The organism is Pirellula sp. SH-Sr6A, from assembly GCF_001610875.1.
GTDB lineage: Bacteria > Planctomycetota > Planctomycetia > Pirellulales > Pirellulaceae > JBKCUI01.
Map to the genome: position 1 here is coordinate 4,861,784 of NZ_CP011272.1, position 21,879 is coordinate 4,883,662.

Below are 21,879 nucleotides of genomic sequence, written 5' to 3' on the forward strand. Positions count from 1 at the left end.
CGTTGCTATCGAGCAGATGAAACGCTAGACCAGAACTGCCTAGCTTCTTCCAGCGTCAAGTCAGCGTGACCGAGCTTTCGATTGACTGCCGATTTGAGAGACCATTTCCATTCGAACGGGATCTCGCCATTCACTTCCGCTGGCTGGTTCTTCGACTTCCAGTGCAGATAGAACGACTGGCAAGTGCAGTCGTAGTTTGGAACTCGCTTTTCCCATGCTTCCAAATCATGGATGGTGGAGACGGATTGGAAAAGTTCAGCCCACAACCTGCTGCCAAGCTCAGCGAGCGTATTGGCATCCTCTTCCATCTGCGCGATGATCTCCGCCGCTTGCCCGCACAAGCAAAGCAAAAGAGGCATGCTGCATCCAGGGCACTGGGGAAACCCGTTACGACAATGCGACATAGAAATCCTTTGGAATCGTGATGTAGTCACGCACGGTTGTCCACGTTCCGCAACCTCCGATAGGGGTAGTAAACGTGTCCGTGTAGCCGGTTACATCGGTGTACGACGGGTACTTCTTCATCTGGATGCTTGACGGGATCGCATCGCACGGAAACGGGTCTGATTCGTATGTGTACGATGCGTTGTACCCAAGTCCAGCAATAGCCCCGCATATAGACGGAGGTGTCCCGAATAGCCTCGTTTCCCATCCAGGCTCGATGACGTTTACTGCGACATCTCCACCGACATCAAGCTCGCACGGACCTCCGTCATTGTTTATTTTGTCCCATCTACCAACTTCCTTTTGCGGCCACGACACTAGGTAATCGTCTGTGGCATAGTCCCAGTTGCATGTCGACAAGTCCGGAACATATCCGATAACATCCTGACGATATGGAACGGAAGGAAACGAAGGCGAGGAAGGAATGGTGTCTACATTGTCCGACCCGTTTGTTACCACCCAGTCAAACGTGGGATCATCCCATCGCGTATCGCTGTATCTCCATCGCGCAGCCAGTCCGATCATCGCTTGCCATGTTGAACAGAATCGAAAGTTGAAGGTGGCTGTCAGAGCAAGTTGGTTAAGTGGTCCGTAGTTGATGATGTCGATAGATAGCTGGTATCTATCCTGCTGGATCAGCCTGAACTTTTGGTTCGTCAAAACTGATGATTGCCAACGTCTTTGCGTTGGGTGAGAACTAGGAAACCCAACGTCGCAGTTTGTGGCGGATGTACTCAAAACGATCGTGTACTGCGGAGTAAGAAACGGCCATGTAAACGGTCCCCAGGAACTCGACCCCGTTTCGTGCGTGCTCTTCTCAGTCCAGCTAGTTCGGTGGCAAGCAGTCCCAGCAAAAAAGCACTTTTGTGTTGGGTTGGTACTCTGATCCAGAGTAACCTCAAACGGAACAACAAGCCCGGTAGTAGTCGCTGTGTAGGATGTTTTCGCCGAGTGCACTGGACATGCGGTTTCGCAAGTAGTCGCGCAGCAGCATTTACCAATCTTCCCCATTAGCAAATCTCCGTCGCCAGCCACCTGCCGTTTACGGGGAAGAGAATAACATCCTCTCCGCTGGCTATGTTGCTGACCAGTGCGTATGCCGTATGGGTCTTCGAACCAGCAGACCAATTACCGCTTCCGTTTGCTTTCCAAATCAAAACGTTACCGCTACTGCCAGCCGTGATAGACGCTGATGTCTTTCCGTACGCGCATGAGTCGTCTCGGCAACAAAGGACAATATCATCTTCGATAGGATCGGTTCCGATGACGCTGAAAAGGCAACCGTTCGTTGCTTCGAAAGAACTTGCTTTCCATCCGATCCGGTCACCTGCGGAATATGTCCCTCCATCGGATAGGATCTTGTAGTACGGTCCGGGTTGCGTTGTTCCGTATCCGTCCACCTTCACTTCCTGCGGACCGTTGACTAGATAGATTGACTGAGCCGCTGCGTAGTCAAAAGGTCTCTCAACCGTAACATAGTTGACATTGCTTACCTTTGCTGTTCCAGATGCCTGGATGATGCCGTAAGCAGGAATAACTTGTCCGGTATCGTTTCGGAAATAGGTCTTGGCTTCACTGCTGCGAAACTGATTGGGCGATTCCATTCGCGAACGCTCTACGAACTGGACTGCATCCATGATTCGCTTGAAGGTAGCTTCTTTTAGAGTGATCGCAGACATCGAATCTACTGACTGAAAATGGTATAGTCGAGAGATACGGAAGCCGTATTCGCCTTTGCGTATGGAGCGTTCGTCGCTAGCCGTGGAGCGAATGCAAAGTCCCCAGGCATCAGACGAATAAGTCCGTAGAAAGTCCCGCCAACATCCACTCCAATGTCGACATAGTTGGTCGGGTCCGTATTGACGAAGTACGCAGCTCCGCAGTTCGTTACGTCTCCGAGAACCAACGCTTCGTGCGTAGTACCAACCGTTTGCGTGTTGCTGATCTTTGGATAGCTTGCAGAGTCAACTTGCAGTTGCTTTCCTGGGATGCTTAGGCGTGATTCACCTTTTGCGTAGGTGAGCGAAAATGTTGTTGTGATTTCGTCAGCCATTATTAAAGTAGTCCTAACGCATTAAATGGTAAGCTGCCATATATAGGAATCTCAATCCAAAACGCTGCCGTCACGTCTCGCTGTCTCGTTCCGTCTGGTTTGAGAAGAACTGGCTTGCTTGTTGGATCGCCTCTGTCGTCTAGCGCACGAACGATCTTCGACTTGTATCCGCTTCCGTCTGCTGTAACGGTAACGCTGGTCACAATTCCATCAGTGACGGTAGCGGTAGCGGTTGCTCCTGTTCCTGTTCCACCGATTGCCACTGTAGGCGCGGACGTGTAACCGGTCCCACCATTGAGGACGTGAATAGACTCGATTCCTTCACTTGGGTTTACGATCGCCACCGCAGTCGCTCCAGTTCCACCACCACCGGAAAACGTAATGGGAACATCCCCGATTCTCTCTTGATACCCTTCGTGCCTCACTCGCTTCCACCATGCCTTGGCTGGTATGGTTCGGTAAGGTCTCCGGCAAACAAACTGGGCTTGCACCTGGAAGTACTTGTACGGTGCTTGCGAAACTTCTCTAGCAGTCAGCGACTTTACCCTGACCGTTCCAGGCGGCCAGTCTAGGAAAGTGTCTGAGTTGGTTGCGTTGCGGTACAAAGCCTGTGCGTAGGAACTGAAAGTAAACAGGTTCCTACTGACAGTGTAAACCTGATCGGTGAATGGTCGCGTAACGCCTTCGATGATTTCCCCGTTAGCGTTGATTAACGGGTTGCCATAGAAGTCCTCGTCAATCTCCTCTTCCGACTCCTCGTCATTCAGATCAATAACCGGAGGAGTGAAAACAGGATGGTTTTCCGCTGGATTGCTAGGATTCTGCGCCCCAAACTCGCCTCGGTACTCCAGGTCCATCCGGTAGTAGATCGGAGAAACTTTCTCCAGGTTTGCCTTCTCGAAAAACGCAAACGTAGTACCTGGAAATGGATCTCCTCGGTTTGGCATCTCGCTGATGCTGTAGACGTCCAAGTCTGTAGCGTCGAAATCCGTGATGATGTGCAGCCGCCGTGACAGCGTAAGCTCAGTCTTGCGGAAGTTATCCGTGTGCGCAAGATTGCTCGGCCCACGGCTCCATCCCTCTGTAACGCTTTGAATCTTTGACGATACCATTAGCGTTGCTCCAGATTAACGGGGACTGGCTTGTTCTGCTTGGTGGCTTCAATCAAGTCGGCTTGCAGCTTTCGCATTTCGGCTAGGATGTCCGCCGCCTTTTTGGTGCTATCAGCTATCTTGACTTGGAAGCCTTCGCCACCTCCTCGAAGGAGAGTGCGAGACTGGACAGCTTGGAGCGGACCGCTAGCTGTAACCTGTTCCTTTACGACTTGTTGCTTCTGTTGCTCCATGCGTTGAAGCTCCTGTTCGCGTGCTGCTATGCGAGCAGCATCGGCTGCGTCAAGACCTTCGAACTCTAGGGCTTGCCTCCTGGCTGCCTCTGCACCGTCTTCGAGTGCGATCCTCCTTATCTCCAAAGCTCTGTTCAGAGAAATTGTTTTCTCTTCAAGTCGCATTGTTTGATTGAACTCTTCGTCAGCAGCTCTTTTCCTTGCCTCTTCTTGCTGTCGCTCAAACTCCTGCTGCTTCCTCTGGTCCTCAAGAATCCTTTTCTCTTCTTCTAGTTTTGCGGCCTTTTCGTCAGCGATTCGGTTCGCTTCTTTTTGCGACTCGATGTTTTTCTGAACCTCTATCTGCTGGTCACGAATCAACTGTAAAGATTCCTTTTGCGACGCAATATTCCTTTCAATTTCTTCTCGCTGCAGTTCCGCTGCACTCTTGCCGGTAGCAAAAGAGAAGATATTTCCATCCTCGTCAAATGTGCTGATCGCTTTCTTTTGTTCGTCCATTTTGGCGATTGTCTTTCCAATCGCCAGAGCTTGGTCATCTAACCTTTCTATCAGCTTGAGCTGGGCTTCCTCCTGCGCAGCCGGATCTTCAATATGAGCGATGTCTTGCATATCTCTCGAAAATCTATCGGATGCAAACATCCTTTGCTTTTGATTAAGCTTGTCCTGTAACGCAATGGAATCTTCGAGTGCCTTATTCCACTTTTCAGTTTCGAATACAAGGTCTCCAATAGCTTTTCCTATTCCGAATCCTATTGCTGCCGCCGCAGAAACCAGTCCAGCTTTGAACGCCAAAGCTCCAGCTCCTCCTAGCTTAGACACCTCTGAAAACTGGCTTATCTTCTCTGTCAGGCTTCCAACCTGACCTGCTACAGATCCAACCTGACCGGCTCCTGCGAGTGATGATACAGACCCGAGAAACTCTACAGTTGCCTTTGTTCCTTTGGCTCCTGTGGGTCCCTGGCTGGCTTTGTCTTGCTCAGCCTTGATTTTCTTGAGTTGTTCGACGTGAGCCTTTTCTTTTGCGATCAAATTGGCAGTAGCTTCGTCCAGTCCCTGTAGCTGCAGCTTGTACGAATAAGCAGCTTCCTCGCCTTGCTCAAGTGCGATACGTTCAAGCTTCAATGCCTCCAGTTCCTTGTCTCGAATTTTAAGGAACTTCTCAAACTCCTTTTCGACTTTCTTTAGTTCTGCGGTAGCTTTGTCTTCGGCAGAAATCAGAATCCCTACGCTTTCAGTCGTCATAGTCTTCTGCCCTCAATGCTGCTTCTTCGTTTTTGAAAACTGATACCGCGTCCAGGAACCAAGCCGATTGGTCCAGCGATCCGCCTAATACTGGCGGTATTCCTTTTTCGAACAGACCTGCAAGCCTTACAGCCATCGCAACGTCACTGCACATTTCACCAGGACAACCATCAATTGATACAAACCCGTCTTGGCAACTGTCGCATCCTTGACCGTCACACGAACCGCATTCGATTTCGATTGGTGAATCGGGGGTTCCTTTGCTTTTGCATTCCGTGCGAGTGCATAAACTACAAAGCCTCCCGCGACGAATCATCGCCGCGATCCTTAGCTTTTTTTTTCTTCCACCGAAACGAACCCGCTATACAGCAATCGTCCAAGTACGTTTCGAATGTCCGTTGTGTTAAGCGTGTCTAATACGTTATCCAGCGTTAACGGTTTATCACCAACGTTTTCCCACCCGCTAACATGACGCAGAAAGCATTCAGCACATGCTTTTGTCCATGTCGCCAGATCGCTGCTTCGGAGAATCTCTGAAAGTTCGTCGATTTCTTTTCCAAGCTCTACTTGTCCCCGACACGTTTTTGCCTTTGCTAGAAACAAAGGCTTTTGACTCTTTGGGAGATGGTCGTGTTCTGGGAGACAAATGCGCTGGGTTTCTGTTGGATCTAGAATCATAGTTACGCTGCTGGAGTGAAGACGATTGAAAATTCTTGGTCAGGAGTCGAGCCGTTTTGGTTGAACTGAAGCTGTATGTCATCGGTTTCAACACCTCCTCGGTCACCTTCTTGGATGCTCACGATCTGTGCTTTGGGAGCCGCGATGGTCACGTAGCTTGTCGTTGGGCCTGGGATGGTCATAGAGAACGCTTCCTCTGCCATCGACTCGAACATGCCGTAGCGGTCTTGCGTCGCAACGAGCACGGCTTCTGGATCTCCGGAGAGGACTGGCGTTCGGTCTAGGATGAGTCCGTATGCGTACCCCTCTACATCGGCTTGGCATTCGTGCGGAGTGACTGTGTTGCCGAAATCCAGGCTCAGGCTTGAAGAGCACAACGCAACGCCATCCAAGGTCGTCGTGCTGTTCTTGTAGAACATCTTGGAAACGGTCGGGTACGTCGGGGCAATCAATGCCTCGTCCTCAACAGGAACCCAAATTCCAGTGAATGTGAACGTTGTGAATGGAGTCTTGTTCGTTGGGAATTCCGTCACAGCGGTACCCGATGCGCCTCGAAGTTTCTTCAGCTTGCCATCGATGTATGTCGCAATGGTAAGCGTCTTGACGTTCGCCCCTGGAGCTTCCGTTCGTGGTGTGAATGTCAGTGTGGACTTAACCAACCCACACGCAGGAAAGAGGGTATCAACCCATTTAGGCAGAGTCGAAGTTCCGTCCCATTCCCAATCGTGGACGAAGCTGATAACGCCAATCTTCCCAGCGACGACTGAGGCTCTCTTGCCAAATGCACCTTGCCCGGGTCGAGATTGCACGTCAAAGTTCGGCTGCGGAGATTCAATGTTGTAGGCATTGAACTGTGCGTCTGACGTGGTTAGCGATTCTGCGGTGCCTGCTGCTGTCTCGATCTTCGCAGCAAAAACCCTTTTCATTTTTAGCCTTGGCATCTATCTAGTTCCCTTGTTGGTTTCCGCGAAGTTTGCCTTGTGATTTGAGAATCAGGAATCTGATTCGTCTTTGAATTTGCTTTGGCAGTTCTTCCCTTGCGACTCGCTCGGCGAGCGCTGGAATTCCTGCTTTTTCGTATCTGTCTCCAGGAGCTGGTCCATTCATTCGAATGATCCTGCCTCTAGGCTTTCCTTCACGCTTGAAAACGTGGCCCTTGTACTTGTCGACGATGAACAAGTCTCGCTGAACCGAACGGCTGTTGAACTTTGGATCGATTCGGAAACTGACTCCGCCTTTTCGCGTGTTCACCTTTCGCGCCCCAAAGTATTTGAGCGGTATCGGAAACCCATACAGCAAAAGAATCGTTGCACGCAAGCTATCCACGCTCGCTTCCCGTCTCGACTTGATCGCCTTTTTCAGGATCTTCGACGGAACAGCGAGTTCTTTTCTTAGTGCACGTGAAGCCTGTATCCGCACCTGCTTAGCGGTCTGGTTGATCGCCTTGTGGACTTCCTTTCGCATGTCCTTTCCTAGGTTGCCGAACAAGTCCCGCAACCTCTGAACGGAGCCTTCATCGATCTTGATTTCCATACTAAGACCTCACTTGATATGGGTCGTTTTCGGAAACTCGATAGGTAATCGAGATTGGCAGGTTGACCCCATCAAAGGAACCGTCTGCTTGGATTGCTTCCATGCTTTGCCATGTTGCATCGATTGCCTTATCGCCGAATGTGTGCCAACGGCTATCGACTGCGCAGACCGCTTTTTTGACGTCTGCTGCAAACGTGTGAATGACCTTATCGATTGGTTCACACTTGCTTTCGTCGTTTTGCACATGGAGGTAAAGGTTGAAAGTGATTCGCCAAGCCTGTGCCGGTGGATTGCCTTCGTGGTCCAGTTCGGGAACTCGATCGTGCGAGGCGTCAGTCATAACGATCTGACGGTCCTTAATCGTTCGGTCCTCTAGTCGTCTCGGACGAATGACCTCTCTGACCTTCGTGTTATAGATCGTGTTGTTTACCATCGGCGTTAGACGCAGGTAAAGCGTTTCCGCAATGCTCTCGACAACGGTTGTTTGACCTATCGACATTCCAGTATCAGCATCCCTTCGTCATGCGAGACAAGACGAACGATCGCGCGTCTAGCAGGATCTTTTCCGATTCGGTCGGAGAACTCGAAAAAGTCTCCGCCTAGGTTAAGCTCCTCCGAAGTGATACCAGTCTCCGCGTTATTGGCGACATGGATCTCGAACAACGGAAGAACGTAAGCGCCACCGTCTTCATTGACTCCCGCATAGCTCTGACGGTCCACGACTGCGCGAATAGTACGAGCCCCGCCGTCTCTCTTGTGATAAACAAGAGTTTCGGCGAAGTCGTCTAGGTTGCAGAAAACTGCAACCGCATCTTCTTGCATCACGTCATGGAGCGTCATGGAGACTAGGATCGCTTGCAAATGACTGACACGTAATCAATCGTCACGGAGTCCACGTTTGTGTTTGCTGCTTTCTGCAACTGAATGATCGGTTGCAATCCAGCAGAGTAACCAGACATGTCAAAGACCTGCGAAGCTGCAACGCGAGCACCGTCGATGTAGAACTTGACGCTCGACTTTCCACCTGTGAAGTCGATATAGAACCGCTTGTACGTGGTTCCGAGAGTAACTCCGCTGGAGATGTCGTCAACGTCGCGAGTTCCATCGTCGGTCTCGCAGTAAACAACGGTTGTGCTGTTTGCACCTTCCATGCGAAACCAAGCGTTGGCAGCAACATCGTTTGCCGTGTCGCTTCTAGCAGATCCAAGACCAAAAGTAAGAATGGAACCGCTGGTGAAAGTCGCTGCGCCAATCTTGACGCGCATCTCGATTGACTGAATCAGATCGATGTCGAAGTCAAGTGCGTCCCCAAAGTGAAGGGCAACCACTTCGGCTTCGTTCGTACTAACGAGAGTAAGAACGGCTTCCGAAGTACCCTTGGTGTAGGTTGGGGTTCCAGACGACGAAACGTCATCAACGAGCCACGGAGATGCAGGATCTGCCGAAGTTGGGAACGTAGCGACAGTTCCGTTGAAATCGTCGCTCCATTCCTGGAAATCTTTAATACCAGCCATTTGTTTTTGTTCCTTGTCGGATTTTGTTTTGTATCGGAAAGACCTCGCCACCTATGCAGCGAGGTTATTTTTTGCCACTAGACAGGTCACGCAGAGTTGCGGAACAACCCACGCCAATCGATCGCCTTCGCACCCATCGTCTGGCGAATCCTGTACTTGTAGGTGTCGGTGTCGAAGTCTTCCTCTGTGTCGATCACTGGGCTTTCCTCACCTTGCAGGAAGGTGATTTCGACGGTATCGACCTGCGAAGGATCGGCAGCCAAGTACCAATTCGTGGAGCTTGCAGCGTCCAAAAGAGGCTCGGCAACAAGCGTTAGGTTCTTACGTTGTCCGCCTGGTCCGTAGATGTTCAGCGTATTGCTGTTACCAGCAGCACTACCACCTACAACAGGGTCGGAGAACGAGCCAAGAAGCTGCATTGCTGTCGCTTCGTAGTTGACCGGCACAATCAAGTAGCGAGGCTCGATGTTGAGAATAGCACTGGTGTTGAGACCAGTTTGCTTTCGCATTTTGAGGAACCCTGCGTTGAGTGTCGCCACGGCTGGAGCCGCTGCACTTCCAGACGTGTTATCGCCAGAAGCATGGCTGGAGCTGAACAGTGCGTTACCGTCGCCCATTGTTGGGTTCGAGGTCAGAACGCTATAGACCAACGCGTTTTGCGTGCGTCGTGCAGCAACACCCATTTTCGCGGTCGTTCGGCTGATGGCGTCCAAATCATCATTGATGATTGTTTCCCAAGAGACCGTAAACTCTGCACCGTACTTGCTGATCTGGTACGACTCTTTCGAATCGCTCATTCGGTTTTCTGGGTACTTCGCGTTTTCCGGAACCATTTCCAGGTTCGGGAATTCGCTTATCCGAGTACGGTAAATAGTCTTCAAGTCTGGAACAGAAGCAGCTTGACGCGCCCACATGCTCCAGGTGTATGGTGCTTCTTCGTACTCAGCCAGAAGCGACTTATTGATTGCATCCAAGAGGATGTTCGGGAAGCTGCCAGTGGTGTGGTACGCGGACCGCATCAGGATGTTGTGATTCTTGAGAACGCGAGGGTTACCCATCGCGGCCAGAACAACATCCTTCCTCGACATTCGCTCGATCTTTGCTCCGCTTCGAAGCAAACATTCGCGTGCGATTTCGTCCAATGGCTTGTTGACGAAATCTTGACCTCCTTCCAGTTTCAACTTCTTGGAAGCCTTGTTATGGCTTCGCATGATGATCCCGGCACTTACGGCACTGGCGAACTTGTCGTCTGCGCTCTCAGTGATCCGAACGTCAGCACCGACCGACGTTCCTAATGGTTCAGTTGCCATACGTTCAATGATCCTTTTTCGAGCGTCAGAAACACTTACAAAGCCATCGCAAAGCTCGTCTGCAAAGGAACGCTCAATCCTTGCGAGCTTGACGGCGGCTTGAATTTCTTTTCGGCGTGCAGCATCGGCATCGAGTGCACGTTTGATTTGCAACTCTGCGTCTTGCTTGCTGCGTTCGATTTTCTGATTTCCCATGCTGTTCTCGACCTTCTCAACAGGTGCAACAGGCGATTCGGCAGGTGCAGCCTCTGCTTGCTGCATGTTTTCTACTACAGGGTTTTCCGTCGACATGTTTTCAACAGGTGCAGCCTGTTCAACTGGTTCCATCTCCATCTTGGTCATCAACCAAGAAAGGATTTCGGTTGGGTCGGTAACGCCTTCTGGCAGACCCATAGAGGACAACTTCGCCATCTGGCTACCGTCCATAAGTTCTCTCCTTTGGTCTGCAAAAGACCGTTTGACATAGGAATAGTTGTCAGCGCCTGTAACGCATAACGTTGCGTTCATTGGTCGCCAACGGGAAACGATGATCGCAGGGCCTTCAACAAGAGTGCCCGCTTGTGTCGTGTAAGTACGCCCAGGAGAAAGCTCAAAGGCTTCCAGCGTCTCGGCGGTAATCGAGAAGTCGGTAAGGTGTCCCTCTTCGTATCGCGTCGCGATCTTTTGCGACTCTGGATCGCTCGCGAATAGTGGACGCGCTTGGAACTCAGACCCTACGATCGAAATATCTTTGAGCGATCCGAAGACGTTGTGAACGGTCGTATCGTCGTGCGAGTCAACGATCGGGATCGAGTGATTCCCTGGCCGCATCTCGCAACCAGCCATTTCAAGGACATGGACGATCGGCTTCTTGTTTTCTGGATGCAAATGCTCAACAGGGTTCTCCGTGGCGATCACGGCGAGACCATCGGTGAGTGACTGGAACTGCCTCTTGATGACAGAGCCACCGGCGAACACAACAGGCTTTCTCGCGTCCAAGTCTTTGCGTCTTTTGATCAATGCGGATTTATTCACTGGCGACATCCTCCGCAGGAATTGGGTTGTCTACCGTTCCATCCGAGGCATCTGCGACGATCGCCTCGATGTTCTTTTCCGTCAGTCCGATCATGCTGAGTTGTGCTCTCGCAAGGGCTGGAGACATTGATCCGTCCGAGAGGCCATTGAGCACATCTTGGAGGGCCTTGCGGTTTCTGTTCCATTGCAAGCGAGAGAGTCCCATCCATTCGCCGGTCGCTCCCTCTGCGTCTTCTTCTGCTCGCACTTCATCCGCTGGCCCCGATGCTCCGGTTTGAGCGGCCATCATCTGCGCGGTCTGCTCCTCCGAAGTCAGCAAACCGAGCTTCATGCGAAGTTTCTTTTCCTTGCTCGCTTGGTAGAAGGTCGCACGCCAGGACCGACCACGCGAGCCAAGCTCGTCTTGGTAAGTCGACATGTAACGATCGATGGATTGCTGCGCGGCTGTTTGCTCTGCTGCCGGATCGACCCATTCTTGCTCAGGCAATTGCCATTCAACTGGAGCAACACCACGGCGGTCTTCTAGTAGTTCGGATGACGTAGGAAAGTTCTCTGCGTTCACAACGGCAGCCTTGTTGCAGAACTCGTCCCAGACTGGTTGGCAAAGATGCCAAACCATGTAGTTTTGCCATCGCTTGTATCGAGTGCGATCTTCCAGCTTGCTAGTTCGGCTGGAACTGTACGAAGTGTTCGAGAAGTCTTTTGCAACCGCTTCGTAATTGGTGCCAGTGCCAGCAGCAATACCGCGAAGCATCAGAGAAATCCACGGCTCCGCTGCGCTGTTAGGTCGCGATGGGTTGATAACTTCGATGGACTCTTCAACGCCGATCCTTGTTACCATCCCTGGCTCAAGATATTCAAGCGTGTTTCCGTTGTTGTCCGTCGACTCATCGCCAGTGGGATTCTGTAATCCACGGCTCGGAGTGTTTGTCTTAACCACTACTCCAAAGCAAGACGCGACAGCAGATGCTTGCAGTTCGTTGTCGATGTAGATTCCCAGGTCTCGCATTGGAGACATCACAGGAGCAAACCAACTAACGCCGCGAGTTTGACCGATTCTGTCCAGTCGGAAAAGATGAATCACTTCATCCGCTGGAACTCGCTCAGGAACTTGGTTACCAACGCTGTACGGGCTGTTCGGGTGTTGCTGGTAGATCCAGTACGCTACAGGTCTACCTTTCTGATCAACCTCGATTCCACGTACTACTCGGTTTCCTTCCGCACGCGCCATCGACGACTTGTACGTGTCGCGCTCTAAGGATAGACGGTCGGCTTCGATCAACTCCAATGCCAACGGAACAGGGCGGGTAATTCCGCGATACTCTTTGCCGGGAGTCCGAATCTTCCGAATGAGAACTTCGCCAGCCTCGACAATCTCTCGCTGTGCGATTACCTGGATTTCCGCAAAGGTCAACTGCCCGTTGATGTCTGCGACTTCGCACCATTCAGCCCATAGCTTTTCCCGCGACTCGTTAACGTCTTCTACGTCTTCGCCATCCTTGGTTTCGTACACGCTTTGGAGCGTGATTCCGTCACCGATGACGTTTGAAACAATGGTATCAACAACGTTCCATGCGTAAGCATTATTTCGAACCATCGAGCGAGCCCAAGCACGCATGGCGTCAGCACCATACGGACCCATCAGTTCTTGGTCGGCTGATTGGTTCTTTGGTTTGGTGCCTGATGTTAGACGGTTCGATTCCGCGCCAGCGTAGCTTCGCTGCAATACTTTTCGAGCTTGTGCGCGTCTGAGACCTGCCGTTGGAGAAACGTAACCGATAATGCGATCTAGGACGTTCATCGAGGTCGCCCGATCTTCGCAAGCGTGAACATCCCCCCGCCAGACTGCCTAGCCAGTTCAGTCTGCAACATACGGCGTTGCTCAAACAGAGAATCTAGGTCGAGCTTAGTAACGTTGCGAGAACCAATAGCGTAAGACTGCACGTTGCCCGTAAGCAACTGCTCTATTGCTGTCTCGACCTGGTTAAGAAGATTTGCGACGTCTAAAGCCATGCCTACAACGGTAGGCTAGCCATATCGATTGGTCACGCATCGCAATAGCGTATTTACCAGCTAGCTGGTAAACGGGTTAGACTTTTTGCTTCCATGTGTGACCACAATTGCCGCATTTGCAATAGCGAAGGTTTCCCGCAGTGTGGTAGACGAATGAATAGCTAGTCTCTGGATCTTCCCGCAGTGCAACGCACATCGAGCAATCTTGCGGAACAAACTTCTGCCGTGCCTTTGGTTGTTCTTGGGTTACAGGTTGAGTTTGCTCGGTCTCTTGCTCTTTTGTTTCCATTTGCCGCCGTTGCTTCCTTGTCATTGTCGCCACCATATCGCTAGTATCTCCTCTTAGGTATCCAGCCGCCCGGACGTGTTCGGAAGTTCTTGTTCTGCCTGTGCGTGTCTTGCCGCTGCTGTCTTGGCTTCTCCGGTCCCTTCACCATCGCCGTTACTTCCTGTTCTGATGGTGCCAGCAACTTGATACCGTAGATTTCCGAAGCAGCCGCCGCCATGTAAGTCGCATCTAGCCAATGGTTATCGTCTCGCTTGCTATTCCAATACGTCTTGGTTCCCTTACCCTCGACGAACTCAGTAACCAACTCTTCCGCTGTAATGTGTTGCGAATAAAGAGAGTGGCGACTGTCGGATTGATAAAGCGATAGCGAACCGCGTCGAAGCATTAGGTTTTCATCGAATGGCGGAGTAAGGAACCGTTCGTGTACCCACTGCTTCCAGTAGTCCGTGTCAAGTTCGTACAACGCAACCCGCTGCGCTGGCAAAAACTCTGCGTGCAAGTTCTCGCCAACGAAAATCCTGTTCGTCTCCGCCTTCTTCTTCTTGTAGCTTCCAATCCCCTTCGATGGATGGAAGATTCCTCGCACCTGTCGGCAGAACTCGTAAGCGCAATTGGTAAACGTTCCGGAGTCAACCAAAACGTGGTCTATCCTTCGTGGAACGCCTGTAGCGTCAACGAACGCTTTCTGTTGCAACTCCTCACGCCAATCAAGAAGTGCAGCGAGAATATGCGGCTCCGCGCCGTAGCGATCCTGCGTGCGGTCGGTCCCAAGAACAGACTTGAAGCCGTAATCAACAACGCAACCTCCTGCACCATGCCACCACGCGCAGATAACCCAATGGCAGTAATACTTGCCAAGGTCGATTGCCGCTGTCACGCATTGCGTGTTCGCAGGTAGTTGCCGCTTAGACAAACCGTTCATTCGCGATGCTACGGTTTCGGGAGTAAGACCGTTTCCGACTGGTCCCGCTTCTTCCGGTGGGTCGTTGTCAATCTCTGTCGCTACTGCTTTCTTACCGAAGTCCGCGACGCGGTTGTAATAGCTCTGTATGGCGGAAAGCTCCATTGGCTCGCCATCCGCGTGAATCTTTTTGGAGTAGCTATACGGGTTCGATATTTCGCAACCGTGCTCGATCTCCTTTTGATTGTCCCGCCAAAAACGAAACGCTTCTCTTGCTTGCGGGTCATCCGCTTTACGTTGCTGCCGCATGTCGATGTACTGCTCAACCAAATCGATGCGGTCTGGTGGCTTAATCATTTTGCGATAGCGGCGACCGTTGAACGACGGCTTTTGCTTGCGGTCTGTGTACTTGTATGCGTTGCACTTTCTGTTTAGCGTTGTGCAAAGGTAGACCCGTGCGATACGTTCCGCAGAAGCCCCCATCCCACCAATATCCTCTTCGATGATGGATTCAATCTTGGCGATCTGTTCATCGGAACGAACCGAATCTTTGTCCTCAACATCATCGATAATCCCGACCGTAGGACGACGCGACCGGAACTTCATGCCGCGAATCTTGCCTTCTATCCCGACCGCCCCCATCACCTGGCCGTTGGCAAGTGATTCCATATGGTCCGGCCAGTGTGGTAGCAATCTCTTGGGAATAGTCGGCAAGCAAAAGAACTTGTCAGAGATTACCATTCGAATGTACTCACCTCCGACCGTCTGCAATCGTGCGTTGGCAGTGGCAGCACCTATCGCAAGAATCGGAGCTGCGATCTCTGGAAAGTCGGCTGCAAAATCATCGGAGTCAGCGATCCGGTCGACCAGTTCTCGAAGGTCCTTTGTCGATGCGTCTTGATTTTTTCCGATGACAACTGGGAAAGGCGAAAGACTCTTGAGCATCAAGCAATACGCACCATCCATTGCCAGCGTCGTCTTTCCCTCGCCGCGAGGTGCAGCAATCGCTTGGTCGCCTCCAAAGCGTGCAGCGTTCCAAATAGACCAAAGCATATCCCTACGGTCGCTGGTAAACGCTTCGCTGTACGTTCTTGGGAAGTACGTGGTAAGCAATAGCTCAGGATCTTCTAAGCACGCCAAGCGGCGTTCGTAGTCCGCTGGGACCGGAATGTAAACCTCCCGACCTGCTGCACGCTGCTTTGCCTTGCGCTCGCGGTCGTATGCTTTTTCGTCCCACTTCTTAGGCTCGACTAACTCAACAACATCATCCGACTTCGCGTCCGGATGGTTGCGAATCCATGCTTCCAATTCCTGGACCGACAGGTTTAACAAGTCCGAGCTTGACGGCAGCGTCGAGTAGTTGAAGTTTCCTTGTGTGCTCAGCGTCCAATCTCCTCTGTTCTTCCGCACGCTTTTTGATGTTGATTTGATCAGCAGATTGCAAAGCTTTTGCGGCAGCCACCTGCACTGAATGCTTCTCGCCAAACTCCTGCAAGTACACCAGCCGATCGATAACCTTCTTTCGAATCTCTGGAGTTACCGGCCATTCGTCGTTGATAGCCCTACCTGCCAGCCGAACATCGGCAACGGTGTTAATGTCTACCATTTCCCCCTACCCCAAACCGCCAAGTACCGGACGGACGGAGTTTTTGTAACTTTTTTGGGCGAAGGTTCCGCCGCAAGGCTTTTTAGGGTCCAGGAAGGACCCGTTGACTATGGGGGGGAGTGCCCCCTTGTTTGATTGTGCTATCACGTCTGCTTCTCCACTAGCGCCGTCGTGCAATCGGACATAACACGTGTAATCACTGTGCCGTTGTATTGAACTCCAACGCTCCATCGATATTGCCCAGGCTCCAAGTTCGCAGTGTCCGTGTCTTCAAGATTAAATCGAAGAGTCCACGTACCATCTTCGTTGTCGACCACGGTGCCGGTGACAAGCCAAGTATTGTCTTTGTACTTACCTCCGAATGTGCAGGTGCAGCTACCTGCTACGAATCCAGTCACCTCGTCCACTGTCCATTCGAACCCTCTGCCGTTGGCTAACAGGTAATCATCACCGATGATAATCTTGGCAATGGTTCCATCCGTTGCGACAGCGGCCGATGTAGTAACGCCGTTAGTGGTCTTGCTCAGAAGTTCAAGCAAATCGATTTCCCATTGCAAATTGACTGATGCAATATGGTCATCGAAAGAAGTTGGCGCTGTGGACCCTTCGAAAAAGTACCAAACAGGACCATAAGTGTCATCGTCAACACTGGCTTCAAACTCACCTACTGTTTCCGTTGCAAGCACGCGCAGAGATGCCCAGTTCGCAAAGTTCGCTTGCGAGCCTGGAAAGGCGTAAACCGTCGCTCCTGTCGTGTGCGTTGTGCTGATAATGGTTGCCAAGGTTCCCTCGCGTAGAATGATTCACAATCGATTCTACGGGATTGCTTGGTATCAACCAATGGTTTGTGGAATGGATGGTACGTTGCGTATCATGGCGGTTATTTGGTCAAGTCGTACTTCGTAAGCATTCGCAAAACCTTGCTGTGATCCGTCGTTCGGTACATTGCAAGCCGGATTTGCTTTCCGGTGTGAAAGTCAATGAAAGATCGATGCTTTCCTTTCTTTTCAAATGACACGACCACTTCGGCTGTTCCGTCATGCTTAAAATCAATCCAAAGAAATGTCAAGAAACATGACTCTCGACTGTGTTTACCTTGCTTTCGGCTGTTGACTGTTTCATTCATATCCAAAAGCGACATTCTCACTTTGTTCGCAATCTCATGCGGAACGCAGTACGTCTTTTCAATAACTGGAATCTTCTTCACGCACTGGACGCCTGTTTCGCTAATTCTTGCGACGACGTTCGTTTTTTGCCTTGTAGTCACCATCTTTTCTCCCTAGCGGTTATTTGGTCCGCAATGATTTCAAAACAGACGACATTTGGTCCTCTGTAATTTCCGCGAACACTTCTTCCTCGGATTGCACGCGGAACTGCTTATCCCAATCCGCGTTTCGTCGGTCAAGTTCGTCCGCAATGAATCTCAACACTGCCGCACTCATCGCGACACCACCGGACGCAGGCCAAAAGTGAATGTAGCCACAATCTAGGGGAGCGAAGCAATCGCACTCTTCCAGCTTTTCAATGATGCGTTTTTTAGTTTCTTCGTTCATTTGCTCCGAACTTGTTCAAACGGTTCAATTCCAAACGTCTCGACGAAACATTGCCGCAATTGGCTTTCCATATAGTCCAAAGCGTCTGATGCTCCGTGATCAAATCCGTTTAGTTCGCAATGACGCAAAAGTTTGTGCATGTCTGATGCGAGTTGGGCGGTTCTGATGCTGTAGTTACATATAGCATCCCATCTAGCGTGCTTTGAATTCGCGAGCATTTCGCGTGTTTTTGCTTTGACCAATTCAGTGTAATCGCTTTTCATTTCTGCACGTTCTCCTGTAACTTTACCGACCATTGCCAAACCATTTGAGCAGCTCCAGCGAGTTCTTCCGCGTGCTGCTTGGCTTCGTCGTCGCCGATTTCTGCTACCATCGCGTTGGCAACAATAGTCATGTGTTGGCTCAACATTTCCAAGCGTTTGCGTATCGTGAATAATTTGCTTTCGTCGTCGGTCTTTTTCATGGCCGCACGTTCTCCTCTCGCTCCGCCAGATACTTCGTGACCGTGTACTTGACCTTCCGCCGTTCGAGATGCTTAACCTCCACGTCCAGCGACTTCTCATCACACCATACTTGCATGCGTCGAATGTCTGGCTTGCCGTTGTACTCTCCCTCGATATGGTCCCACTGAACTAGGAAAACGAGCTTTGGCGGGTGTACCGATGTCCAAGTTGTGTGAGCACTCATTCCAAGCACTCCCTGACCCGCCTTTCGTACTCCGCTTGGCACCATGCCTTGGCGTCCTCTATGTCTAAAAAATCGGGGCAAACGCCACAGTCGAAAGGTGCCATGTACACTATGGCAGACTTGTCTTGGTATCGCTTTATGACGCGAAACTTGCCGAGTGGCGTTTCCGCTGTCCATTCGCTTATGTTTGGGTTTCCTTTGACCCATGCCAATGGCTTGATCTTCACTCCAGACATTCTCGCACCCGTCGCTCGTATTCGGCTTGACACCACGCCTTGGCTTCAAGAACTGACTTGAAATCCGTATCGTCACAATCAAAAGGATCAACTAACAGAAAAGCACCATCTTCGTAGCCATGTAGGTTGATCAGTCCAAATGGGGTTGTTGCGTTATGCACTGAGTTACGTCCGCTACAAACATCCACCCACACTAGCGGCTTGATCTTCGGCACTTGCTCAGTCATCGATCCGCCCTCCCTTTGCTTCGTGGATCTTGACCCACACCCAAACCGGAATCGCTCTCGGCTCGCCAACTTCCTTATCCCAATGCACCCACACACCTAGATAGTCCGATACTGCCTTTAGTTTGCGTAACGCTCGCTTTGTGCTGCACCACTGCAAACCATCGATCTCTTTTCCCTGCATAGCATCCCAAGCCAAATGCTCGATTCCGCTGTACCATCCAGCAGCCCAACCATCTTCGCTAATCTCTTGGACCGTTTGCACCATCCACTCAACGAGGCATTGCCGAACAATGTCGGGTATCTTCGGCACGTCTGGCGGGTAATGCTCGCAGCCAGTGGTATAGCCCGCTGGCGAGTCTAAGCATGGTGCACCGCAGTGTTCGCAGTTGAAGCTACTCATTTACGCTCACCGTTACCGAGACAACCTTTCCATACGTCAACAGCCTTTCCCATTCTGTGTCCCTGCAATACCGATCTGGATGCCCGAATCTCCAACCCATGCTTGATTCGAGCATGTTCCACTTAACCTCATCTTCCGTTTTTGCGATCGAATTCAAATCGATACCGCTCGAATCCACGAACGCAAAGCCTCGATAGAGAGGCGGATTGCTTGCTGCGTTTTTTTTGCAACTCATTTTACCCCCAGTGCATTCTTGATTTGTTCCTGGCAAGCGGCGATGCCGTCGTTGTAGGCTTGACGATAGACGGACCTAATGAGGTTTCGAAGTTGTGCCGCGAGAACTTCACCATCCTCTTTTGTGGGCGATTGAACAGGCCATTGAGTACACCAACCATTCACAGAACTGTATACCCAGTAAAGATCGAACTCTTCGACGACTCTGGTTTCGATTCGTGGTGTATGGCTCATCGTCCTACCTTTTTGTTGACGCCGCTAATGCTGATAGGCTCACTCATTAAATGCTCTCCATTCTTCAAATGACTTGACAGCATTGGCGACCAAGGGCGCTATCATTTGCTCTATCCTGGCAATCTCTTCGTTTGTGACGTGGAATCCGCACGTTGGGCACTTGATCCCGAACACGCGAGGCTCACCGGGAATCATCCAGCTTCGTTGCATCAAAACCGGATCGTGTACAGCGTGGCACTTTGGACAGCTACCTTGCGCAAGCTCGCAACGCACAAAGTCCAATACGTCGACATCAACTTTCATGCTTTCTCCATTGCGGATCTCACAACCGCTAGTGCTTATCCGTGTATGATCGTCGCGACTCGCCATGCAGTTCGAATATCCATCAATCCACCCGCTGGAGACTCTCTCCAGACGATTCGCACAAACAGCCAGAAGCGTCGAAATGCTTTTCTACAAAACGATGTCATTATTCCTGTCCTTCCACATTCCCCACGCTGCCAAACAACCACATGCAACAATCATTACTTCAAACGCTAATTGCATTTCATCTCCCTTGCCGTCTTAACAGCCGCTAGTCTTTGTCTTCGTTCAACAGCAACAGTCCATCTTCTGTCACTCTTCCGCGACGCGGCTTTATCTGTTCCATTTCGCGAGTTGATTCAAGCTCGTCGATCCTGGATCGCATCGACAAAGCAAGCCGAATAATCTCACCGACGCACTCAACCGGAAGGTAGAGAGTGTCATCAGTGCACGGCTGGCACTTGTCGAGTTGCTCTACGATCTTCGCCGCATTGTCATCTCTCATCATTTCTCCCTTGCCGTCTTAACAGCCGCTATTGTTGTTTCGATTCCTCGATCTCAATTAGCTTGTCGATGTAGTGACGAGCTTTTCTCAAGTCCTCGATTCCGTTCTTGTCCTTCCATCGAGTCAAGTACTTGATTGCATTACCATCTAGGAATCCAATGTCATTGGCAGCGATGAAATCCCAGGGCTCGATCGACTTCTTCTTGTAATGATCTCCGCCGTGCTGAATGCTATTTGCTTGAGACAACTTGCTTCTCCTTTGTGAACAACTCCCAAGTTCTTGGGAAACGATCTGCAATGATTTCACCGACAGCATTGGCGTATTCTCGAATCTCCCACTGAGCTGCGGGAGCTTGGCGAAGAGTGAGGAAAGCAAGCCAGTTTCGAAGATTGGCGCATGCTCGCATCCGTGAGTAACGAGCGACCGGGACAGGGAGCCTCGCAAGTTCCTTTGGAACGCCAAGATTGATCCCTAGCTGATAGACAATTTGGGCTTGATCATACAAAGCTTGAAGTTCGTAAACCCACTGAGCAGCATCTTCGGCGGTCAATGGCTTCCCGTTGCCTTGGGCCTGTTTATTGGAAGTTGCTGTGTTGGCTCCGACCATTACCCGTTCAAGTGACGGAACATAGTTCTCATCTAGGAGCGGAATGTATCTTGCGGACATCTCGTTGTAGGATTGCGTTCTGTGTCGATGCCATTCACGGAACACAAAAATGGGTGCTTTCACTTCAATCACTACACCGCCCATTTCGAAAGGTGTTGCGTGCTTGTTGTTGTAGAGAAACGCCAACAGCTTTTCATCGCCTGGCTTTTCTTCAGTCCCCCACCCGTTGAACCCTTTGCCGGTAGACATTCGAGCTGCTTCGATGATTGATTCATCACTTCCCCAGCCCTCAACCAGCTCAACATATCCTTCATCCAGCACATGTATTCTGCCCATTTAACCTCTCCCCAATTGCGGCACACTTCGGTGCACGTTGTTAATTGATGCGTTGTTCAAGACCGCTATTCTTTTTTGACTCTTACTGAAAACTTTCCGTCAATCACCGACACGACACAGGGGACAGCGTTTCCTCTGACTCCCATGTTGCATCGCGCTGCAAAAATCCCTACATCAGTCCTGAACTCAACTCCATAACCTCCCCATATACCTTCGTATTCACCATCAGGAATGCGAAAGTTAGCTGACTTGAGCGTGATGTTATGCAACACGGCATCCATCATTCCTCCGATGCGGTGGTTGGGACCGCTGTTGATTCTTTCGACGTACGCAAGTGCATTCCAGTGCTCCAGCAACATGAAGAAACGATTCCATCGTCGAAACGCAGGATGTCGATTCCTTTGATACACGTGACTACAGAAGCCCTAATGTCACGACATGCCTCGTAAGCGTCGCGGTAGGTCTCTTCTGTTGCGTCTGAAGCATCGAAGTCCCATGCGTTTTCTGCGTATCTTTTTGCATCGACGTAGAACTTGAAGATGCGTAAGGGAACGGATCCTTGTGCAGAATTCGCCATAACCAAGTAGTTAGACGCCATCACTCCCCCTTTACTT

29 protein-coding genes are annotated in these 21,879 nt (G+C 50.9%); 1 reads left to right on the plus strand and 28 read right to left on the minus strand.

What is annotated here, in order from left to right; all coding sequences use genetic code 11:
• Window positions 1-5: 5 nt before the first annotated feature.
• The 21 genes from VN12_RS18625 to VN12_RS18730 form a co-directional block, all read right to left on the minus strand.
• Window positions 6-359, minus strand: coding sequence for a hypothetical protein (locus tag VN12_RS18625; protein ID WP_146678247.1), 354 nt, complete (start codon window positions 357-359; stop codon window positions 6-8).
• Between the two features lie 28 nt (window positions 360-387).
• Entirely contained in the window at window positions 388-1,104 is a 717-nt protein-coding gene (locus VN12_RS18630; RefSeq protein ID WP_146678248.1) for a hypothetical protein, read from the minus strand.
• Window positions 1,105-1,454: 350 nt separating this feature from the next.
• Window positions 1,455-2,123 carry a hypothetical protein gene (locus VN12_RS18635; protein WP_146678249.1) on the minus strand — a complete coding sequence of 223 codons (669 nt, stop codon included), beginning with the start codon at window positions 2,121-2,123 and terminating at the stop codon, window positions 1,455-1,457.
• 5 nt (window positions 2,124-2,128) lie between these two features.
• Complete coding sequence (locus VN12_RS18640; protein WP_146678250.1) at window positions 2,129-2,497, minus strand: hypothetical protein; 369 nt, start codon at window positions 2,495-2,497, stop codon at window positions 2,129-2,131.
• A 2-nt stretch (window positions 2,498-2,499) separates the two neighbouring features.
• Window positions 2,500-3,609, minus strand: coding sequence for a hypothetical protein (locus VN12_RS18645; protein ID WP_146678251.1), 1,110 nt, complete (start codon window positions 3,607-3,609; stop codon window positions 2,500-2,502).
• The gene (locus VN12_RS18650) at window positions 3,609-4,964 is read right to left on the minus strand and encodes a hypothetical protein (protein ID WP_146678252.1); all 1,356 of its coding nucleotides are present in this window, start codon (window positions 4,962-4,964) and stop codon (window positions 3,609-3,611) included. The genes VN12_RS18645 and VN12_RS18650 overlap by 1 nt, the downstream gene beginning before the upstream one ends.
• A gap of 447 nt (window positions 4,965-5,411) precedes the next feature.
• Window positions 5,412-5,762 carry a hypothetical protein gene (locus VN12_RS18655; RefSeq protein ID WP_146678253.1) on the minus strand — a complete coding sequence of 117 codons (351 nt, stop codon included), beginning with the start codon at window positions 5,760-5,762 and terminating at the stop codon, window positions 5,412-5,414.
• Window positions 5,763-5,764: 2 nt separating this feature from the next.
• On the minus strand, window positions 5,765-6,703 hold the full coding sequence (locus VN12_RS18660) for a hypothetical protein (RefSeq protein WP_146678254.1): 939 nt from the start codon (window positions 6,701-6,703) through the stop codon (window positions 5,765-5,767).
• A gap of 4 nt (window positions 6,704-6,707) precedes the next feature.
• Window positions 6,708-7,295, minus strand: coding sequence for a hypothetical protein (locus VN12_RS18665; protein WP_146678255.1), 588 nt, complete (start codon window positions 7,293-7,295; stop codon window positions 6,708-6,710).
• A 1-nt stretch (window position 7,296) separates the two neighbouring features.
• On the minus strand, window positions 7,297-7,794 hold the full coding sequence (locus tag VN12_RS18670) for a hypothetical protein (RefSeq protein WP_146675282.1): 498 nt from the start codon (window positions 7,792-7,794) through the stop codon (window positions 7,297-7,299).
• A complete protein-coding gene (locus VN12_RS18675) occupies window positions 7,785-8,135 on the minus strand; it encodes a hypothetical protein (protein ID WP_146675281.1) in 351 nt (116 codons plus the stop codon). Before VN12_RS18675 ends, VN12_RS18670 begins: the two co-directional genes overlap by 10 nt.
• A gap of 5 nt (window positions 8,136-8,140) precedes the next feature.
• Complete coding sequence (locus VN12_RS18680; protein WP_146675280.1) at window positions 8,141-8,809, minus strand: hypothetical protein; 669 nt, start codon at window positions 8,807-8,809, stop codon at window positions 8,141-8,143.
• An 86-nt stretch (window positions 8,810-8,895) separates the two neighbouring features.
• Window positions 8,896-11,133, minus strand: a complete 2,238-nt coding sequence (locus tag VN12_RS18685; protein ID WP_146675279.1) for a hypothetical protein — start codon at window positions 11,131-11,133, stop codon at window positions 8,896-8,898.
• The gene (locus tag VN12_RS18690) at window positions 11,126-12,934 is read right to left on the minus strand and encodes a phage portal protein (protein ID WP_146675278.1); all 1,809 of its coding nucleotides are present in this window, start codon (window positions 12,932-12,934) and stop codon (window positions 11,126-11,128) included. Before VN12_RS18690 ends, VN12_RS18685 begins: the two co-directional genes overlap by 8 nt.
• A gap of 541 nt (window positions 12,935-13,475) precedes the next feature.
• A complete protein-coding gene (locus tag VN12_RS18700) occupies window positions 13,476-15,644 on the minus strand; it encodes a terminase gpA endonuclease subunit (protein ID WP_146675276.1) in 2,169 nt (722 codons plus the stop codon).
• The gene (locus VN12_RS18705) at window positions 15,601-15,942 is read right to left on the minus strand and encodes a hypothetical protein (protein WP_146675275.1); all 342 of its coding nucleotides are present in this window, start codon (window positions 15,940-15,942) and stop codon (window positions 15,601-15,603) included. The genes VN12_RS18700 and VN12_RS18705 overlap by 44 nt, the downstream gene beginning before the upstream one ends.
• A 143-nt stretch (window positions 15,943-16,085) precedes the next feature.
• A complete protein-coding gene (locus VN12_RS18710) occupies window positions 16,086-16,724 on the minus strand; it encodes a hypothetical protein (RefSeq protein ID WP_146678256.1) in 639 nt (212 codons plus the stop codon).
• 98 nt (window positions 16,725-16,822) lie between these two features.
• The gene (locus tag VN12_RS18715) at window positions 16,823-17,212 is read right to left on the minus strand and encodes a hypothetical protein (protein WP_146678257.1); all 390 of its coding nucleotides are present in this window, start codon (window positions 17,210-17,212) and stop codon (window positions 16,823-16,825) included.
• 16 nt (window positions 17,213-17,228) lie between these two features.
• Window positions 17,229-17,495 (minus strand): hypothetical protein, encoded by a 267-nt coding sequence (locus VN12_RS18720; protein WP_146675273.1) that lies wholly within the window; start codon window positions 17,493-17,495, stop codon window positions 17,229-17,231.
• Between the two features lie 259 nt (window positions 17,496-17,754).
• Window positions 17,755-17,958, minus strand: coding sequence for a hypothetical protein (locus VN12_RS18725; RefSeq protein WP_146678258.1), 204 nt, complete (start codon window positions 17,956-17,958; stop codon window positions 17,755-17,757).
• Window positions 17,955-18,182: a hypothetical protein gene (locus tag VN12_RS18730; RefSeq protein WP_146678259.1), complete on the minus strand. Its 228-nt coding sequence runs from the start codon at window positions 18,180-18,182 to the stop codon at window positions 17,955-17,957. Before VN12_RS18730 ends, VN12_RS18725 begins: the two co-directional genes overlap by 4 nt.
• Window positions 18,183-18,242: 60 nt before the next feature.
• Between VN12_RS18730 and VN12_RS18735 the strand changes: the two genes are divergently transcribed.
• Complete coding sequence (locus VN12_RS18735) at window positions 18,243-18,479, plus strand: hypothetical protein (protein ID WP_146678260.1); 237 nt, start codon at window positions 18,243-18,245, stop codon at window positions 18,477-18,479.
• Between the two features lie 158 nt (window positions 18,480-18,637).
• Here VN12_RS18735 and VN12_RS18740 read toward each other — a convergent pair whose 3' ends face one another.
• The 7 genes from VN12_RS18740 to VN12_RS18770 form a co-directional block, all read right to left on the minus strand.
• The gene (locus tag VN12_RS18740; protein ID WP_146675269.1) at window positions 18,638-19,045 is read right to left on the minus strand and encodes a hypothetical protein; all 408 of its coding nucleotides are present in this window, start codon (window positions 19,043-19,045) and stop codon (window positions 18,638-18,640) included.
• Window positions 19,038-19,280 carry a hypothetical protein gene (locus tag VN12_RS18745; RefSeq protein WP_146675268.1) on the minus strand — a complete coding sequence of 81 codons (243 nt, stop codon included), beginning with the start codon at window positions 19,278-19,280 and terminating at the stop codon, window positions 19,038-19,040. The genes VN12_RS18740 and VN12_RS18745 overlap by 8 nt, the downstream gene beginning before the upstream one ends.
• Window positions 19,277-19,513, minus strand: coding sequence for a hypothetical protein (locus VN12_RS18750; protein ID WP_146675267.1), 237 nt, complete (start codon window positions 19,511-19,513; stop codon window positions 19,277-19,279). The genes VN12_RS18745 and VN12_RS18750 overlap by 4 nt, the downstream gene beginning before the upstream one ends.
• A 574-nt stretch (window positions 19,514-20,087) precedes the next feature.
• Window positions 20,088-20,324, minus strand: coding sequence for a hypothetical protein (locus VN12_RS18755; RefSeq protein ID WP_146678261.1), 237 nt, complete (start codon window positions 20,322-20,324; stop codon window positions 20,088-20,090).
• Window positions 20,325-20,349: 25 nt separating this feature from the next.
• Complete coding sequence (locus tag VN12_RS18760; protein WP_205855088.1) at window positions 20,350-20,568, minus strand: DUF3310 domain-containing protein; 219 nt, start codon at window positions 20,566-20,568, stop codon at window positions 20,350-20,352.
• Window positions 20,552-21,265 carry an FAD-dependent thymidylate synthase gene (gene thyX / locus VN12_RS18765; protein ID WP_146678263.1) on the minus strand — a complete coding sequence of 238 codons (714 nt, stop codon included), beginning with the start codon at window positions 21,263-21,265 and terminating at the stop codon, window positions 20,552-20,554. The genes VN12_RS18760 and thyX overlap by 17 nt, the downstream gene beginning before the upstream one ends.
• A 65-nt stretch (window positions 21,266-21,330) precedes the next feature.
• A complete protein-coding gene (locus tag VN12_RS18770; protein WP_146678264.1) occupies window positions 21,331-21,624 on the minus strand; it encodes a hypothetical protein in 294 nt (97 codons plus the stop codon).
• Between the last annotated feature and the right edge of the window lie 255 nt (window positions 21,625-21,879).